We start from the raw sequence: 17265 nt of genomic DNA on the forward strand, positions 1-17265 counted from the left end.
GGTCCTTGCCGCGCTTCTCGTTGTCCTCTTGTCCCCGAAGCGACCGCCCGTGACGCCAATTTGTTGCTATCTTGTGGTGCGACACGAGCATTGATGAGCGTCTCAGGTGTATGTCATTCGGGGAGGCATCGACGTGACGGACCCATTCTTCGCTGCGCTGCGGGCACGTCGCCCGGACGTCGACATCGTCATCCTGCCGCCGACCGATCCTCCCGGGCTCTCCTCCGAGGCGACGGCTGATGAGCTGAGCCGGTCATCACAAGCAGTGGACGCCACCGTCGCGGCCATCGCCGCCCGCATGCCGGAGCCGACCTCGGACGGACCCAGGTGGGAGGCGTACAACCGCGAGAACGTACGCCGCTGGGGCCGGCTCGAGGCGCGGACAGCGGACGGCGGAGCGATCCTGGCCAGCCTCGACCAGGCGTTCCGAGACGCGAGGTGGCACTCCACGGTCGCGGTGAGGGCATTCCATCGATGGACCGCTTCACAGGCGGAGGTCCAGATCGTCGGCACCTGGTCCGAGAGCCATCACGGACTCGTGGTGACCGTGACCGGCCGAGTTCTCCGTCCTGCGGCAGACGTGGCGGAGGCGCTGACATGACGCTGCACGTCGAACCCGCCAAGGTCCGGTCCACGGCTGCCGCATGGGATACCGAGAATCTCCATCTCACCGCTGCGGCGAAGCAGATCAGCGGTGCCGGCGCAGGTGGTTTCACGCCCACCGTGTCGAGTCTCGTCGGTCAGTTCATCGAGGCCTGGCAGGCGATCGCGACGAAGTCCGCCCGCTCCGCCGAGTCCCAGGCCGACGGGCTGAGGAGCACCGCGATCGGCATCCTCGAGACCGACGCGAAGACCGATATCAACGCATCCTTGGTGCTGAGCAGCATCAAGGAGATCCGGTGACCATCACCGTCTCCCTGCCCCCGAGGCCGAGCGAGACGCCCGAGTTCACCGCGGACGGCCAGAAGGTGCAGGAGATGGGATCGACCCTGCGTACCTCCTCGTCGATCTTCGACGACCACGGCTCGTTCGTCGGTGGAAAGGCCAAGGACTCCGGCCTCCTGGACGGCCGGGCGGCCGCCGCGTACGGGCAAGCACTCAACCCCATCGGCAAGCACGCCGATGCCTGCTCGCTGGCGCTGCGCGCCGCGGCCAACGCCGTCCTCGGTCATGGCGACGACCTGGTCGACCTCGAGCGACGTCATCAGGATCTCAAGGGCGAACGAGAGCGCCTGGCCCGCCAGGTCGACGAGCTCACCGCCCGAGCCAACCCGCTGCCGACCGACGACGCCGAGCTGGCGACCCTCAAGTCGGACTGCGATCGCTGCACCAGCCAGGTCGAGACGTACGAGTCCGATCTGGTCAAGTGGGCCGAGGACCTCGAGGCCAGCGAGGAGAAGGTCGCGGCTGCGCTCCGCGATGCGATGACCGAGCAGCAGGTCGACCAGAAGTACGGCGGGGTCGCCGACCCCGCGGACGCCGCCAGGGACTCGATGCCGACGGGCAAGGACCCCGAGGCGGTCAAGGCGTGGTGGGACGGCCTCACCGACGAGCAACGAGCGGGCATGACCGCCGCGTACCCCGAGATCGTGGGGAACACCGACGGCATCCCGGCGGCGGCCCGCAGCGACGCGAACACGATCTCCCTCGACCGCGACCTCGCCGAGCTCGGCGCCATCCCCGAGGACCAGCGCACCGAGGACGAGCAGACCCGCTACGACAACGCGAAGGCCGCAGACGTCGCGCGTGACAAGATCGAGAGATCCAAGGACCCGATGACGAACGAGCACTACGAGGCCCAGGTCTACATCTATGACCCGATGGCGTTCGGCGGCGACGGACGGGTCGCGATGGCGGTCGGCGACCTCGACACGGCGCGCAACGTATCGGTCAGCGTGCCGGGGCTGACCACCGACATGGAGTCGGCCCAGTCGAATGCCGAGAACGTGATCAATCTCCATCAGGCAGCGTCCTTCGAGGGCGGCACCAGCACCGCCACCATGTTCTGGATCGGCTACGACGCACCCAGCGGAGCGGACACCGCCGGTGTGGCGACCGAAGGCATGGCCACGGCCGGCGGAGAGCGGCTCGCCGACACCCTCGACGGCCTCAACGCCATGCGGTCCGACGAGTTCCACCTCACTGCCATCGGCCACAGCTATGGGTCGACCACCGTTGCCCACGCGATGACCGACCACCACCCCGGTGCCGACGACGTCGTCCTGCTGGGCAGTCCCGGCGCCGGCGACGATGCCGACTCCGCCGGCGACCTCGGCGTCGGGTCGGGACATGTCTTCGTCGGTACGAACAGCGAGGACCTCGTCGGCCGGTTGGGACAGACGGGATGGGTCAGCCCCGCGGCCGTCGGCGCGGGTGTGCTCACCGGCCCCCTCGGCGGCGTCGTCGCCCAGATGGCCGGCGCCGGCCTCGGCCACAACCCGGCCGAGGACGACTTCGGTGCCGTACGCTTCCAGGCCGAGAGCACCAGCAGAGGGTCGATCCCCAACATCGACGACCACGTCAAGTACTACGACCACGACACGGAGTCACTCGCCAACATGGCCCACATCGTCAACGGCCAGTACGACGAGGTCGTACGCGCCGGGCAAGTGCACGACCCGTGGTATCGCGGTCCGGTCGACCCCGAGAGCGACCGCACCCCGACCAGCCCCGACACGGACGGCCGATGACCGCCCGGATCCTGGCCGCGACGGCAGCGGCACTGACGATCCTGCTTGCCGGAGGATGTGGTGGAGTGAGCGACAAGACCTACGCCGAGCTCGAACAGCAGCGAGAGGACGTACTCACGTGGGCGCGCGAGCTGTCGGCCGTTGCCTCGACGACACTTGCCACCTCGCCCAAGGACGCCACGGAGGCGTACGACGGCGTCGACCAGAAGGGGTTCTCGGACAAGTACGAGTCGTACAAGTACAACGTCCAGGCCGACTTCGCCACGGAGCAACAGGACCCGCTCGACGCGCTGCGCGACGAGCTCGAGGAGTTCAGCCCGACGTTCAGCGGAAACTCGCTGCGGCTTTCGCACGGTGACCTGACCGCCCACTTCCAGACCTATCCGAAGGCCCCCGGGGCGGTCGGCCTCGTCGTCGAGGGGCCCCCGATCGAGATCGACCAGGAAGACATGAGCGACTGGGACGGCTTCGTCGTCGGCGAACCGGTCGACCTGCAATGACGACCCGGTAAAGTCTGTGTATGACCACCGCCGCCGAGCCGACCGAGTCCACCGCCTTCCTCCCCGGAGGAGTCGAGCTGGCCTACGACACGTTCGGCAGTCCCAGCGCTGATCCGCTGCTGTTGATCATGGGTCTCGGCGGCCCGATGACCTGGTGGAACACCGAGCTGTGCGAGCAGCTGGCCGAAGCCGGGTTCTACGTGGTCCGCTACGACAACCGCGACATCGGCCACTCCTCGCCACACCCGTCCGACGACCGGATCACGCTCGCGAGGCTGGCCCGGGCGTTCGTGGGCCTGCCGACCCCATCGCCGTACGCCATGGACGACCTCGCCGACGACGCGGCCGCGCTGCTGACCCACCTCGGCATCGACTCCGCGCACGTGTGGGGTGTGTCGATGGGCGGGATGATCGCCCAGACCCTCGCCATCCGCCACCCCGACCGGGTGCGCTCGGTCTGCTCGATGATGTCCACCACCGGGCGTCGCGGCGTCGGCTTCCAGCACCCGACCCTGCTGCCCGCGCTGGTCATCAAGAAGCCCGGCCTGGAGGGCTACATCGAGCGCCAGATCAAGGGCGGCCTCCAGATCGGCTCCCCCGGCTTCCCGGAGCCCGAGGACGAGGTACGCCGGCGGGCGATCGACACCTGGAACCGCGGCGTCAGCGGCCCTGCCGTCGCACGGCAGATGCTCGCCGTGCTGACCCAGCCCGACCGCACCGCTGACCTCGGGAACATCAAGGTTCCGTTCAGCGTCATCCACGGCCTGACCGACAAGATGGTCCACGTCTCCGGCGGCCGGGCGACCGCCGCGGCCGTCCCCGGCGCCGAGATCACCCTGTTCAAGGGCATGGGCCACGACCTGCCCCGAGCACTGTGGCCCGCCTTCATCAAGGTCGTGCGCCGCACGGCCGACCGAGCCGCCGACCGCACCCTCACCGCGTAGCGGATGCGCGCCACGGTCCCCGAGGGCGAGTCGGGCTCGCTGCTCGCGAGGGCGCTCGCGGACGTCGCCGAGCCGATCGAGGACGAGGCGGTGACGGCGAAGCTCCTCGACGCCGCCGCCGAGCAGTTCCGTCGGATCGGGATCAGGCGGACCACCATGGAGGAGGTCGCGAAGCGCGCCGGGGTCGCCCGGATCACCGTCTACCGCCGCTTCGCCAACAAGGACGCGCTGGTCGAGCAGGTCGTACGCCGCGAGTTCCGGCGCTACTTCGACCAGTTCGTGCTCGACATCGCCGATGCCGCCGACGCCGCCGAGCGCGTCGAGATCGGCTTCGCCAGCGCGATGCGGGCGATCCGCGGCAACCCGCTGATCGGCGGCCTGCTCACCGTCGAGACCGACTCGCTGGTGCACTCGATCGTCGGCGACGGCGGCCGCACCGTGGCCACGATCGCGCACTTCGTCGCCGGCCAGCTGCGCCGCGAGCAGCGAGCCGGCAACGTACCCGCCGAGGTCGAGGTCGACCTCGTCGCCGAGCTGATGGTCCGCACCTCGACCTCGTTCCTGGTCACCCCGAGCGAGGTCGTCGACATCGACGACGAGGCGCAGCTGCGCTCGCTCGCCCGGCTGTTCCTGGTGCCGCTGATCGCACCCACCGGCCGCCCGGGATAGGCCCCGCAGAATCGCCCTCGCTCCCGCCCCGGGGATACCGTGAGCACCATGCACGACCACGGCTCCCTGCCCGCGCTCGGTTGGTCCGAGTTCTTCACCACCTGGAGTCTCCAGCCCGGCTGGCTCCTCGCCGTGGTCATCCTCGCCGCGGGCTATCTCACGCTCCGCAACGCCGCCGGTCCGGCCTCGACGGTCCAGGGCTGGCGGGTGGCGTCGTTCCTGACCGGGCTCGGCCTGATGTACGTCGTGGTCGCCTCGGCCATCAACGGCTACGCGATGGCGCTGGCCTGGATGCACATGGTGCTCCACCTGACGCTGATCATGGTCGTGCCGACGCTCCTGGTGCTCGGGCACCCGCTCACCGTCATCGCCGAGACCGGCCCGCGTGCCGAGCGGGCGATGCGCTCGCTCCCGGTCACCATCCTGATCCACCCGATCACCGGCACCCTGCTCTACTCGGTGGTCATCATCGGCACCCACCTGTCCGGCTTCATGGACGCGATGGCGCAGAGCACGCCGCTGATGGTCGGCGAGCAGGTGCTCTACGTCGTCGCCGGCTTCCTCTTCCTCACGGGCGCGATCGGCGAGGAGAAGGTGCGCTCCGACCTGCCCTATCTGGGCCGGATCGCGCTCCTCGTGGTCGGCATGGTGCCCGACACGATCGTGGGGATCGTGATGCTGCAGACCGAGCGCGACCTCTACCCGGTCTACTCCGCCGCGCGACCCGAGTGGGCGCCCGACGCGGTGCGCGACATCCAGACCGCCGGCGGCCTGATGTGGGCCGGCGGCGACGGCGGCATGATGTTGCTCGCCATCGGGCTGGTCATCGCCGTCGTCTCCTCACCCAAGCGCCGGGTCAAGATGACCGGCCGCTTCCTCGATGGCGTACGCAGCAGCCGGCTCGCCCAGGAGAGCGCGCGTGGAATGCCCGAGGGCCCCGCCGAGCCGGGATCCGTGGATCCCGACAGCGACGAGGCCCTCGATGCCTACAACGCGATGCTGGCTCGGATGAACCAGCAGCACTGAGCGCGTCGGTTGAGCGTCAGTTGACGCGCAGGCCCGACTCGGTGTCGAAGACGTGGACGTCCTCGGGGTCGGTGGTGACGTAGATCGTGTCGCCCTTGCTGACGTGGTCCTTGGAGGAGACCCGGACGATCAGGGTCGACGGGACACCCTCGACGTCGCTGGTCCCGTAGACGTAGGAGTCGGAGCCGAGCTCCTCGACGACGGTGACCTGGACCGGCAGCCCGCCCTGGCCCTCGCCGATGACCCGGAAGCTCTCCGGGCGCACGCCGATGGTGATCTCGCGCGGCAGGTCGGAGGCACCGACGGGGACGACGTACTCCCCGATCTTGGCGCCGCCGTCGGCCGAGGTGGCCTTGATCAGGTTCATCTGCGGCGAGCCGATGAAGCCGGCGACGAAGAGGTTGACCGGCTTGCGGTAGAGGTTGAGCGGGGTGTCGACCTGCTGCAGCTCGCCGTTGCTCATCACCGCGACGCGGTCGCCCATCGTCATCGCCTCGACCTGGTCGTGGGTGACGTAGACGGTGGTGATGCCGAGGTCGGCCTGGAGCTTGGCGATGTCGGTGCGGGTCTGCACGCGCATCTTGGCGTCGAGGTTGGAGAGCGGCTCGTCCATGCAGAAGACCTGCGGCTGGCGGACGATCGCGCGGCCCATGGCGACGCGCTGGCGCTGACCACCGGAGAGCGCCTTCGGCTTGCGGTCGAGGTAGTCGGTCAGGCCCAGGGTCTTGGCGGCCTCGGCGACGAGCTTGTCGCGCTCGGCCTTCGGGACCTTGGCCATCTTCAGCGAGAACGCCATGTTCTCGGCGACGCTCATGTGCGGGTAGAGCGCGTAGTTCTGGAAGACCATCGCGATGTCGCGGTCCTTGGGCGCCACGTTGGTGACCTCGCGGTCGCCGATCCTGATGGCACCCGAGTTGACCTCCTCCAGCCCGGCGAGCATGCGCAGGGTGGTGGTCTTACCGCATCCGGACGGGCCGACGAGCACCATGAACTCGCCGTCCTTGATCTCGAGGTCGATGCCCTTGACCGCGGGCTCGTTGGCGCCTGCGTACCAACGCTGCGCCTTCTCAAATGAGACTGTTGCCATGATTCCTTTGTCTCCTTCACCGGCAGGTACGTGCCGGACGATCCGTTGTGAAGTGACCGAGGACACATTCCTCGGCGGAGACACCATAGCCCAGATTGGTTATCAGCGGGTCAAAGCCCGGCACACAGCTGGTGTGCAACCCTCGTAGGCGTTGAGCCGGCGCATCAGGTCACGGGCGTACGGCTTCGCGTGATCCTCGGCGAAGACGTTGCGGTCCTCCCACGGCCGGTCGTAGCGGTAGAGCTCGTAGGCGTAGTCGGTGCCCTTCCAGGACTTGTCCAGGTCGAACCGGACCAGCAGCCCCTGCGAGCCGCGCACCGCGATGTAGGACGGGATGATGTCGATCGTCCCGCCCGAGCCGCTGTCGAGGTCGACCTCGCCGGGGTGCGACTTGGCGTAGGTGTGCTCGAAGAACGCGTAGCGCCCACCGGGCAGCCGCGGCCGGCTCAGGGTGTCGGCGAACGAGCTGCCGGAGACGTAGGACGGGGTCGGGGCGCCGGCGATGTCCAGGAATGTCGGCGCGAGGTCGATGTTGTTGACGAACTGGCCGCGCTTGCCGGGCACCACGTCGGGGCCGACGACGACCATGGGGACACGCGTGTCGGAGTCGTACGGCGCGCCCTTGCCGCCGTTGAGCTGGTGCTGACCGAGGTGGAAGCCGTTGTCGGAGGTCAGCATGATGTACGTGTCCTCGCCGGCGGCCTCACGCACCTGGGTGATCATCCGGTCGATCGACTGCACCATCCGGGCGCGGTCGCGGTACTGGCTCAGCGCCGTCTCGTCGCTCAGCGAGACCTTGTTGGTGCGCCAGGCCGGCGCCGGCGACGTACGTCCCCCGCGGCCGAGGTAGGTCGGCGCGTTGTCCGAGCGGTCGTCGCCGTAGCCGACCAGGTCCTTCAGCCTCAGGTCGGCGCACTCGACCCGGCCGCAGTTGCCGCCCGCGGGGTCACCGGCGGGCGCCTGGTCGGCGAACGCGGGCGGGAACCAGGTGTCCAGCCCCGGGTAGTGGTGACCGAGGCGCGAGTGCGGCCCGTAGGCGGCGATCTCGAGGAAGTAGGGCTCCTCCTCGTCACGGTGCGCGTTGATGAAATCCAGTGCGTAGTCACGGGTGACGTTCGTGGCGTACGCGGCGTCCTTCTCCTGCACGGACGCGTTCCGTGCGGGCTGCGGGTGGTTGTGCAGCTGCACCTCGCCGGCACTGTCGAGGTAGGTGGTCTGGTAGCCCCAGCCGCCGTAGGCGCCGCCGAGGAGCGCGTTCCAGGAGTCCCAGCCGGGCACCTTGGGCGGCGGGACCCGCTTGCCGTCGGCGCCGATGGTGGCCTCGTAGGCGTTGATGTACTTCCCGACGAACCCGGTCGTGTAGCCGGCCTCCTGCAGCCCGATGCTGAACTGCTTCTCGACGTTGCCGTAGCGCTGGAACGCCGACCATCCGCCGACCGGGTGCTCGGGGTCGTTCTGGGTGTTGGTGAGGACCTTGGTGTGGTGCGGGGTCTGCCCGGTCAGCAGCGCCGCGCGCGAGGGGCAGCACAGCGAGTCGATGACGAAGGAGTTCTGGTACGTCGCGCCCTCGGCCGCCATCCTGGTCGCCTCCGGCATCGTGCGGAGCAGCTCCAAGGAGAAGTCGTCCATCAGGATCAGGACCATGTTGGGGCGCTCGTCCGTCGTCGCGGCCAGCTCCGCCGCAGGTTCCTCGACCGGCGCGGCCGACGGGTCGGCGGCGGCAGAGCCGGCGGCGACGGTCTTCGGGCCGACGACCAGGAGCCCGGCGATCAGGGCCACGACCGCGAGGAGTCCGGCGCCCAGCAGCGCGCTCCACTTCGGATTCATCCCGAGACTCCTTTGTCTATTATTTAACTGCACTATATCTGGTTCAAGAGAGGTTAGTGCCTCGTTTCCAGGCACGACGAAATGGGTCCGCAGAGCGGACCCGGAGGGGCGCTGCCCCGAGGTGTTGCTCAGTGCAGCTCGTGCGGCGGCGGCATCTTCAGGTGCCGGGAGCCCTTCGCTTCCTTCAGCGGCTTGCGGATGACCGTGACGCCACCCATCAGGGCCAGACCCTTCACCCGCAGCACCGGACCGCCGGTCGGCTCGATCCCGCGCGGACCGACATAGCCGCCCATGATCCCGACTCCCTGCATCACGACCTGGACCTCGGGGCCGACGGTGATGTTGACCCCGCCCATGATCGCGTTGGCGTAGATCACGGTCTCGTGCGCGGAGAACTGCGCTTGGCGCATGTCGAGCTCGGCACCGCCCATCAGGGCGATCACGTTGCCGGTCGCCGGCACCGTCCAGACCCCGCGCCGGTCGACGCCGCTCATGATCGCGACGTAGAGCTGGCTCTCGATCGGGTTGTCGGCGTAGACCGCCGGCGTGCTCGACGTGGCCGGCTTGCTCATCGACGCCGACGGCATCGGTGTCCCCGCCGCCGGCAGGTCGACGGTGATCGGGATCAGGTCGGCGTACGTCTTGGCCTTGAAGGTCGCCTCGAGGCGGTCGTCGAGCTCCTCGATCTCCAGGCGTCCCTCGCCCGCCGCCTCGCGCAGGATGTCGGCCACCTTGTGGCGGTCGGCATCGCTGATCCGGAGGTTCGGATCAGGATTCTGGCCGCGGAATGGCTCGGGGGTCGTTCCCATGGGGCGAATGGTAGTGGGGGTCTCGCAGGCGTGCCTCGACAATCCCCCGATGGCACTCGCCCGGGCGCCTACTCCAGGCCGAGATGTTGCCTCAGCGTGCGCTTCGGGCCGCGCGGACCCCGGCGCTTGACGGTCACGTCGCCGAGCACCGCGATCCCGCGCACCCGCACGACCGGCGAGTCCGCGGTGAGCGCCTCGGGCACCTTCTCCGACGGCTCCTTGAACTCGCCGAGGACACCGTTGCCCTCCACGATCACGTGCACGTGGGGTGGCACGGTGACCTTGACGCTGCCCAGGACCGAGGTGGCACTGATGACCACCTCACGGGCGGAGTAGTGCGCCTCGCGCAGGTCGATGTTGGCGTCGCCCAGCACCGCGTTGACCGAGAAATGCTGGGGAACCACCCACACACCCTTGCGCTCGACGTTGCTCAGGAACGCGCTGGCACTGTCGTTCGCGTCGCCCTCGCCGTAGACGACGGGAACCGCGCCGGCGGCCGGCCCCGCGGCCTGTGATGGTGGCATCACCGGCGCCCGCCCCGCGACCGGTAGGTCCTGCGTGATCGGCTCCAGGTCGGCGTACGTCTTGGCCTTGAAGGTCTCCTCGAGTCGCTCCTCGAGCTCGTCGATGTCCAGCCGGCCCTCGCCCGCGGCCTCGCGCAGGATATCGGCCACCGCGTGGCGGTCGGCGTCGCTGACGCGGAGGTCGGCGCGGCGCGGCTGGCCGGGGTGCGGTTCGGGGAGTCCCATGAGCGTTGATGCTATCGGCGCACGCCGCATCCGTCTCTCGGGTTCAACCCTGATTCTTTACTCCGAAGCCCCTTACCGAAGGGGTGCGTACCCCAGTAAATAGTGCGTACTCCCGCAGCCCGGCGAGGTCCGCCAGCATGGACGACGTGTCCGAATCGAATCGAAACTCCACCCACGCGACCGACATCACCATGCTCGGCCTCGGCGCGATGGGCAGCGCGCTGGCGGCCGCACTGCTCGACGCCGGCCGCTCCGTGACCGTCTGGAACCGCACCCCCGGCCGTGCCTCGGAGCTGGTAGGTCGCGGCGCCTCGGCCACCGACTCGGTAGCCGAGGCGGTGCTGGCGAGCCCCGTGGTCATCGCCTGCCTGCTCGATCGCTCCTCCGTCGAGCAGACCCTCGCCCTGGCCGCCGGCGAGCTGCGCGGCCGCACCCTGGTCAACGTCACGACCACGACGCCGAACGAGTCCCGTGCGCTCGCCTCCTGGGCGGCCGATCACGGCGTCGACTACCTCGACGGCGCCATCATGGCCGTGCCCGCCATGATCGGGTCCCGCGCGGGTCAGATCCTCTACAGCGGCTCGCGAGCCGCGTACGACGCCCTCCTGCCGACGCTCGAGGTCTGGGCCACCAGCGAGTTCCACGGCGAGGACGCAGGGCTGGCGTCGGTGGTGGACCTGGCCATGCTGTCGGGGATGTACCAGATGTTCACGGGCTTCTTCCACGGTGCCGCGATGGTGGCCTCGATGGGGATGAGCGCGGCCGGCTTCGCCGCCCGGCAGGCGCCCTTCCTGACTGCCATGATCGATGGGCTCGACGGCTACGCGAAGGTCATCGACGGCGGCGACTACACCGTCGCGGGCCAGCAGAGCCTGGAGTTCTCCGACCTCGCCCACATCGTGCGCGCCAGCGAGGAGGAGGGGGTCGACCCCTCCCCCATCGCTACCGTCCAGGCACTGATCAGCGCACAGATGGCCGCGGGGCACGGCTCGGAGGGACTCGCGAGGATCTACGAGGGCCTGCGACCGGCCACCTAGCCGCTCAGTCGGCGAGCGGGAGGTAGACGCGGCTCCCCGATGCCGCGAACTCCTTCGACTTCTCCAGCATGCCCGCCTCGATCTCCTCGGGCGACGCACCGTTCTCGCCGCCGAAGCGGTCGCGTACGTCCTGGCTGATCTTCATCGAGCAGAACTTCGGGCCGCACATGGAGCAGAAGTGAGCGGTCTTGGCGTTCTCGGCGGGCAGGGTCTCGTCGTGGAAGCTCTCCGCGGTGACCGGGTCCAGCGAGAGGGCGAACTGGTCACGCCAGCGGAACTCGAAGCGGGCCCTGGAGAGCGCGTCGTCGTGGTCGCGGGCGCCGGGGTGGCCCTTGGCGATGTCCGCGGCGTGCGCGGCCAGCTTGTAGGTGATCACGCCGGTCTTCACGTCGTCCCTGTCCGGAAGGCCGAGGTGCTCCTTGGGCGTGACGTAGCAGAGCATCGCGGTGCCGTGCATCGCGATCGTGGCCGCACCGATGGCGCTGGTGATGTGGTCGTAGCCGGGCGCGATGTCGGTCGCGAGCGGGCCCAGCGTGTAGAACGGCGCACCGTGGCACCACTCCTGCTGGAGGTCCACGTTCTCCTTCACCAGGTTGAGCGGGACGTGGCCGGGGCCCTCGACCATGACCTGTACGTCGTGTCGCCATGCTCGTTCTGTCAGCTCGGCCAGCGTCCTGAGCTCGGAGAGCTGAGCCTCGTCGTTGGCGTCGGCGGTGGAGCCCGGGCGGAGGCCGTCGCCGAGGGAGAAGGCGACGTCGTACTGCTTGAAGATCTCGCAGAGCTCGTCGAAGTGGGTGTAGAGGAAGCTCTCCTGGTGGTGCGCGAGGCACCAGCCGGCCATGATCGAGCCACCGCGGGAGACGATGCCGGTGACGCGGTTGGCGGTGAGCGGGACATAGCGCAGCAGGACTCCCGCATGGATCGTCATGTAGTCGACGCCCTGCTCGGCCTGCTCGATGACGGTGTCGCGGAACACCTCCCAGGTCAGCTTGTCGGCCTCACCGTTGACCTTCTCCAGGGCCTGGTAGATCGGGACGGTGCCGATCGGGACGGGGCTGTTGCGCAGGATCCACTCGCGGGTGGTGTGGATGTCGTCGCCGGTGCTCAGGTCCATCACCGTGTCGGCGCCCCAGGTGATCGCGTGGGTGAGCTTGTCGACCTCCTCCGCGATGCTGCTGGTGACCGCGGAGTTGCCGATGTTGGCATTGATCTTCACCAGGAACCTGCGTCCGATGATCATGGGCTCGGACTCGGGGTGGTTGACGTTGTTCGGGATGATCGCCCGCCCCGCCGCCACCTCCTCGCGGACCAGCTCGGGGTCGCAGCTCTCGCGCACGGCGACGTAGGCCATCTCCTTGGTGATGATGCCCTGGCGTGCGTAGTGCATCTGGGTGATGTTCTCGCCTCGGCGCGGGGCACGGCGCTCGCCCTGCCACTCCTGGCGGGCCTCGCCGCGGCGTACGGCTGCCTTGCCGTTGTCCACCAGTTCGGTCCGGCGGCCGGCGTAGGTCTCGGTGTCCTGGCGCTCCTCGATCCACTCGTCGCGGCGCGGCGGGAGTCCCTGCTCCGGCTCGGATCCGGGGCCCTCGGTGCAGTAGCGGTCGAAGGTCTCGCCGTTGGTGAGCGCGACCCGGGTCACCGGGACCTTCAGGTCGCCGAGCTCGAGGCGGGTGTGGGCGGGGTAAACGGTCATTTCTTCTCCTGGGTGTGGGCGATCGGTCCCCGGCCTCTTCCGAGAGTCCAGGTCCTGCTGGTGTGGAGCTGTCGGGTGACGTACGCAGCGGCCTGCTCGGCCGCGTCGTGGACGGTGGCGCCGTGGGCGAGGTGGGCGGCCAGGGCCGAGCTGTAGGTGCACCCGGTGCCGTGGTCGTTGCTCGTGGGGACGGCTGGGTGGGCGAGTGGGATCGCCGGCTTTCCGGGCTCGGCGACCCAGTCCGTGCACTCCCCGGTGGCCGCCGGATCTCCTCCGGTGACGATCACGGCGCACCCGCTGGTCGAGCCGCGAGCGCCAGCGAGGGCGACCGCGATCTCTTCCGGCGAACCATCGTGGCCGAGCAGTGCCCGGGCCTCGTCGAGATTGGGGGTGATGACGGTGGCGACGGGGAGGAGATGGTCGAGGTAGGCGCGGCGCACCCCCTCCCCACCAAGGACCGCCCCGGAGGTGGCAACGAGAACAGGGTCGACGACGAGCGGAGGTTGTGAAGCTGAGAGTGACCCATAGGCCACGCTCAGCTTCACAACCCTCCGTGCGACCGCCTCCACGGCGGCTGCGGTGCCGAGCATCCCGGTCTTGATCGCGGCGATGGGTAGGTCGTCGAACACCGCGTCCAGCTGAGCCTCGATGGAGGCGTGTGGCACCGGGTGGATGTCGCTGACGCCGGTCGTGTCCTGGGCGGTGACGGCGGTGATCACGCAGGCCCCGTGGACCCCGAGCGCGGCGAAGGTGGCCAGGTCTGCCGCCGTGCCCGCCGCTCCCCCGGAGTCGGTGCCCGCGATGGTGAGCGCGACCGGCGGGTTCATCCGGTCACCTCCGCGCTGGCGAGGGCGGCCAGCAGGTCACGCACGACCTGTCCTGGCTCGTCGGCCCGCATCACCGCGCCCATCACCGCGACCCCGTGGGCTCCCGCCGCGACCGCCGCGGCGGCGTTGTCCGGGGTGATCCCGCCGAGCGCGTACGTCGGGAGCGGCAGGCCGGCGAACGCGTCCGGTCCCAGCGGCGGCCCGTAGCCGGGCTTCGACTCGGTCAGCGCATAGGGACTCAGCATCGCGTAGTCGAACCCCTCCTCGGCGGCGGTGGCGACCTCGGTGGCGCTGTGGCAGCTGCGGCCGAGGTGTAACACGCTGTTACACCGACTATCCGGTCGCTCCGATAGGGCGAGTAGCCCTACGAACGACGTGTTACAGCTCGCGGAAGCCGGGAGCTGCACCCCGGCCGCCGCAGGCAGAGGGGTGTGGGCGGCGATGACGTTCAGGCCGAGCCCGGCGAGCACCTCGGCCAGCTTTGCTCGATGCTCCTCGGGCTCGTCGAGCTCGCGGAGCACGACGTGGGTCAGGCCAGCCTCCGCGCACTCGGCCAGGGTCGGGAGCAGGCCGCGGCCGAGGCGGAGCTGGGAGCGGTCGGTGAGAACGAGCAGTCGCGGCAGCGTGTTCATCCGATCCGGCCCGCCATCGGCGAGGAGGCCCGGGCGACCGCCTGGCGCGGGATCCGGCCGGCATTGCGGGCGGCCACCCCTGCCTCGACCGCCAGCCGCAGAGCACGAGCCATCCCGACCGGGTCGTCGGCGCGGGTCACCGCGGTGGCGGCGAGGACCGCGGAGCAGCCGAGCTCCATCGCCAGGGCCGCATCCGAGGCCGTCCCGACGCCGGCGTCGAGCACGACCGGCACGGACACCGCGGCCACGACCGCCTCGATCGCATAGGGGTTCAGCAGCCCCAGCCCCGACCCGATCGGCGAGCCGAGCGGCATCACCGCCGCGCAGCCGGCGTCCTCGAGCCGGCGGGCGAGGACGGGGTCGTCGGTGGCGTACGGAAGGACGGTGAAGCCCTTGCGCACCAGCTGCTCGGCGGCCTCGACGAGCTCGACCGCGTCGGGCATCAGCGAGGTCTCGTCGCCGATCACCTCGAGCTTGACCCAGTCGGTCTCCAGCGCCTCGCGGGCGAGCTCGGCGGTCAGCACCGCCTCGCGTGCCGAGAGGCAGCCCGCGGTGTTGGGCAGGATCGGCACCTTCGCCGCACGCAACGTCTCGAGCAGTCCGCCGGCGGCCGTCGAGGACGTACGCCGCATCGAGACCGTCACCAGACCGGGCTCGGCCGTATCGATGACGTCCGGGAGCAGGGCCAGGTTGGGCAGGCCGCCGGTGCCGAGGAAGAGGCGCGAGGACAGCTCGCGGCCGGCGATCCTGAACCCGTTCTCGGGGACACTCATCCGCCCTGCACCGCCGTCACGATCTCGACGACCTGACCGTCCTGGAGCCGCCAGAGCGCCCAGTCGTCGCGCGGCACGATCTCCTCGTCGACGGCGACCGCGATCCCGCTCGGCCGCCGGTCGCCGGTCCTCGCCTCGAGCAGGTCCGCGACGGTGCCGCTGACCTCCACCGGCTCGCTGTTCACGGTGATCCTCATCCGTCCTCCTTCATCCGGAACCGACGCGGATCGACCGCGGGTTCCACTGACCCTGTCTCGACGTGATCGGCCACCAGTTGCGCGATGAGCGGCGCCAGCAGGACCCCGTTGCGGTAGGCGCCCGCGGCGAGCACGACGCCCGGCTCGTGGGTCGGGCCGACCAGCGGGAGGTTGTCGGCGGTTCCCGGGCGGTCCCGCGAGGTCACCTCCACCACGGCGGCGCGGTCGAGCGCCGACACCACCCGGCGGGCGGAGTCGAGCAGCCGCCACACACCCTCGACGGTCGGCAGCAGCGGACCGTCACGCTCCTCGGTGGTGGCGCCGATGACCACCTCGTCGCTGTCGATCCGCGGCACCACGTAGATCTGCTCGCCGTGCGCCCAGGCCCGCACCGTCCGCTCCACCGGCTCCTGCGTCCGCACGCGCACCACGTCTCCGCGTACCGGCCGGATGAGGGAGGAGTACGGGTCGGGCAGGCGCGCCCCGGTCGCGATGACGGTCACGTCGGCGACCGTGTTGGTCTCGACACGCCTCCGCCTAGCGGCTCCGGCGGCTCGACCGACAGAACCGCTGGTCGAGCCGGATTCGTGAGGAACGAACGAATCCGTGTCGAGACCAACACGGTCCCCGACGCGATCGAGCAATGCCGAGACGACCGCACGTGGGTCGACGGAATGGTCCTCGGCGAGGAAGGCCCCACCGGCGACCCGGCCGAGGCCGGGCTCACGTGCGAGCAGATCCCGCCGCCCCAACCTCTCGTGGGAGACCCCGGCGAGATCGAGCACCGCGAGCTGCCGCTCGACCTGCTGGACGTCCCCGGCGTCGACGCCGGCCAGCAGCGTCCCGCGGGTGTGCACCGGCACCCCGAGCCGGGCGGCGAAGCCGGGCCAGAGCGCCAGCGACGCCAGGCACAGCCGGGTCAGCGACTCCTCGCCGTACCAGGCCTCACCGGCCGGGCTGAGCATGCCGGCCGCGGCGTAGGACGCGCCGGAGCCCGGCGCCGGATCGACCACCGTGACGTCGTGGCCTCGACGGATCAGCTCGTCGGCCACGGACAGGCCGACGATCCCAGCACCGAGGATCCGCACCCGCATCAGCCGACGGCTTCCGCGAGCTCCTTCGCGGCTTGACGTGGGTCGGGTTGTCGCCAGAGCCCGCCGATCACGGCGACCCCGTGGGCGCCGGCGGCGCGTACGTCCCCGGCCGAGGTCGTCGAGATCCCGCCGATCGCGATCAGCGGGAGCACACCGGCGGCATCTGTGACGGCGGCGACGCCCAGCGGGTCGGGGAGCCCGGCCTTGGAGGTGGTGGCGAAGACGGGCCCGAAGCCGGCGTAGTCCGCGCCCGCGGCCGCAGCCGCCTGGACCGCGGCCCGGTCCCGGCAGGTCGCGCCGATGACCAGCCCCGGGGCGACCGTGTCGGCGATCCGGCGGGCCTCGGCCACCGGCAGGTCGGAGGCACCGAGGTGGACGCCGTGCGCACCGGCCGCGAGCGCCACGTCGAGCCGGTCGTCGACGACCACACAGGCATCGTAGGCAGCGACCCGCTCGATCACGGTCGTCGTCAGCGCAAGCAGCTCCCGAGTGGTCGCGGACTTGTCGCGGACCTGGAAACCGGCGACGCCGGCCTCGGCGAAGGCGGGCAGCAGGGCGAGGTCATCGCTCGATGAGACCAGGCAGAAAATACGTGGAAGAAGCACAACCAATCACTTCCTTCGCCGGCATGATCCGGATCAGGTGTAACGGTCGGAGCGGCTCCAGCTCCCTCTCAGCCCGCTGCCGCGGACTCCCGTGTGGACGTCTCCG

The 17265-nt window shown here is 70.0% G+C and carries 19 protein-coding genes and 1 riboswitch; of the genes, 8 read left to right on the forward strand and 11 right to left on the reverse strand.

What is annotated here, in order from left to right; all coding sequences use genetic code 11:
* The first annotated feature begins 133 nt into the window (after positions 1-133).
* From ACFU7D_RS14210 to ACFU7D_RS14240, 7 genes are read left to right on the forward strand one after another with little or no spacing between them, the layout of a single operon-like run.
* Entirely contained in the window at positions 134-601 is a 468-nt protein-coding gene (locus tag ACFU7D_RS14210; protein WP_378867991.1) for a hypothetical protein, read from the forward strand.
* Positions 598-903 (forward strand): hypothetical protein, encoded by a 306-nt coding sequence (locus ACFU7D_RS14215; protein WP_378731220.1) that lies wholly within the window; start codon positions 598-600, stop codon positions 901-903. The genes ACFU7D_RS14210 and ACFU7D_RS14215 overlap by 4 nt, the downstream gene beginning before the upstream one ends.
* A complete protein-coding gene (locus tag ACFU7D_RS14220) occupies positions 900-2690 on the forward strand; it encodes an alpha/beta hydrolase (protein ID WP_378867993.1) in 1791 nt (596 codons plus the stop codon). The genes ACFU7D_RS14215 and ACFU7D_RS14220 overlap by 4 nt, the downstream gene beginning before the upstream one ends.
* Positions 2687-3190: a hypothetical protein gene (locus ACFU7D_RS14225; protein ID WP_378867995.1), complete on the forward strand. Its 504-nt coding sequence runs from the start codon at positions 2687-2689 to the stop codon at positions 3188-3190. The genes ACFU7D_RS14220 and ACFU7D_RS14225 overlap by 4 nt, the downstream gene beginning before the upstream one ends.
* Positions 3191-3210: 20 nt before the next feature.
* Positions 3211-4134, forward strand: a complete 924-nt coding sequence (locus ACFU7D_RS14230; RefSeq protein WP_378731214.1) for an alpha/beta fold hydrolase — start codon at positions 3211-3213, stop codon at positions 4132-4134.
* A gap of 3 nt (positions 4135-4137) precedes the next feature.
* Positions 4138-4803, forward strand: coding sequence for a TetR/AcrR family transcriptional regulator (locus ACFU7D_RS14235; protein ID WP_378867997.1), 666 nt, complete (start codon positions 4138-4140; stop codon positions 4801-4803).
* Positions 4804-4851: 48 nt separating this feature from the next.
* Positions 4852-5829, forward strand: a complete 978-nt coding sequence (locus ACFU7D_RS14240) for a cytochrome c oxidase assembly protein (RefSeq protein ID WP_378867999.1) — start codon at positions 4852-4854, stop codon at positions 5827-5829.
* 16 nt (positions 5830-5845) lie between these two features.
* Here ACFU7D_RS14240 and ACFU7D_RS14245 read toward each other — a convergent pair whose 3' ends face one another.
* From ACFU7D_RS14245 to ACFU7D_RS14260, 4 genes are all read right to left on the reverse strand, one after another.
* Positions 5846-6916 (reverse strand): ABC transporter ATP-binding protein, encoded by a 1071-nt coding sequence (locus ACFU7D_RS14245; protein WP_378731206.1) that lies wholly within the window; start codon positions 6914-6916, stop codon positions 5846-5848.
* Positions 6917-7018: 102 nt separating this feature from the next.
* Positions 7019-8743 (reverse strand): sulfatase-like hydrolase/transferase, encoded by a 1725-nt coding sequence (locus ACFU7D_RS14250; RefSeq protein ID WP_378868001.1) that lies wholly within the window; start codon positions 8741-8743, stop codon positions 7019-7021.
* Between the two features lie 128 nt (positions 8744-8871).
* Positions 8872-9552, reverse strand: a complete 681-nt coding sequence (locus ACFU7D_RS14255; RefSeq protein WP_378868003.1) for a DUF1707 domain-containing protein — start codon at positions 9550-9552, stop codon at positions 8872-8874.
* Positions 9553-9620: 68 nt separating this feature from the next.
* A complete protein-coding gene (locus tag ACFU7D_RS14260; protein ID WP_378868004.1) occupies positions 9621-10301 on the reverse strand; it encodes a DUF1707 domain-containing protein in 681 nt (226 codons plus the stop codon).
* 137 nt (positions 10302-10438) lie between these two features.
* Here ACFU7D_RS14260 and ACFU7D_RS14265 point away from each other — a divergent pair, with 137 nt between their 5' ends.
* Positions 10439-11338 carry an NAD(P)-dependent oxidoreductase gene (locus ACFU7D_RS14265; RefSeq protein ID WP_378868006.1) on the forward strand — a complete coding sequence of 300 codons (900 nt, stop codon included), beginning with the start codon at positions 10439-10441 and terminating at the stop codon, positions 11336-11338.
* Positions 11339-11342: 4 nt separating this feature from the next.
* On the opposite strand, the gene thiC is transcribed toward ACFU7D_RS14265, so the two are convergent.
* From thiC to thiE, 7 genes are all read right to left on the reverse strand, one after another.
* Complete coding sequence (gene thiC, locus ACFU7D_RS14270) at positions 11343-13031, reverse strand: phosphomethylpyrimidine synthase ThiC (protein ID WP_378868008.1); 1689 nt, start codon at positions 13029-13031, stop codon at positions 11343-11345.
* Positions 13028-13858 carry a bifunctional hydroxymethylpyrimidine kinase/phosphomethylpyrimidine kinase gene (thiD, locus tag ACFU7D_RS14275; RefSeq protein ID WP_378868010.1) on the reverse strand — a complete coding sequence of 277 codons (831 nt, stop codon included), beginning with the start codon at positions 13856-13858 and terminating at the stop codon, positions 13028-13030. The genes thiC and thiD overlap by 4 nt, the downstream gene beginning before the upstream one ends.
* A complete protein-coding gene (locus ACFU7D_RS14280; RefSeq protein ID WP_378868012.1) occupies positions 13855-14490 on the reverse strand; it encodes a thiamine phosphate synthase in 636 nt (211 codons plus the stop codon). The genes thiD and ACFU7D_RS14280 overlap by 4 nt, the downstream gene beginning before the upstream one ends.
* Complete coding sequence (locus ACFU7D_RS14285) at positions 14487-15263, reverse strand: thiazole synthase (protein WP_378868014.1); 777 nt, start codon at positions 15261-15263, stop codon at positions 14487-14489. The genes ACFU7D_RS14280 and ACFU7D_RS14285 overlap by 4 nt, the downstream gene beginning before the upstream one ends.
* The gene (gene thiS / locus ACFU7D_RS14290) at positions 15260-15460 is read right to left on the reverse strand and encodes a sulfur carrier protein ThiS (protein WP_378731186.1); all 201 of its coding nucleotides are present in this window, start codon (positions 15458-15460) and stop codon (positions 15260-15262) included. Before thiS ends, ACFU7D_RS14285 begins: the two co-directional genes overlap by 4 nt.
* Positions 15457-16554: an FAD-dependent oxidoreductase gene (locus tag ACFU7D_RS14295; RefSeq protein WP_378868016.1), complete on the reverse strand. Its 1098-nt coding sequence runs from the start codon at positions 16552-16554 to the stop codon at positions 15457-15459. The genes thiS and ACFU7D_RS14295 overlap by 4 nt, the downstream gene beginning before the upstream one ends.
* Positions 16554-17159 carry a thiamine phosphate synthase gene (gene thiE / locus ACFU7D_RS14300; protein WP_378868018.1) on the reverse strand — a complete coding sequence of 202 codons (606 nt, stop codon included), beginning with the start codon at positions 17157-17159 and terminating at the stop codon, positions 16554-16556. Before thiE ends, ACFU7D_RS14295 begins: the two co-directional genes overlap by 1 nt.
* Positions 17153-17262, reverse strand: a riboswitch (TPP riboswitch). It overlaps the preceding gene by 7 nt.
* Between the last annotated feature and the right edge of the window lie 3 nt (positions 17263-17265).

It is taken from the genome of Nocardioides sp. NPDC057577 (assembly GCF_042801335.1).
Classification (GTDB): domain Bacteria; phylum Actinomycetota; class Actinomycetes; order Propionibacteriales; family Nocardioidaceae; genus Nocardioides.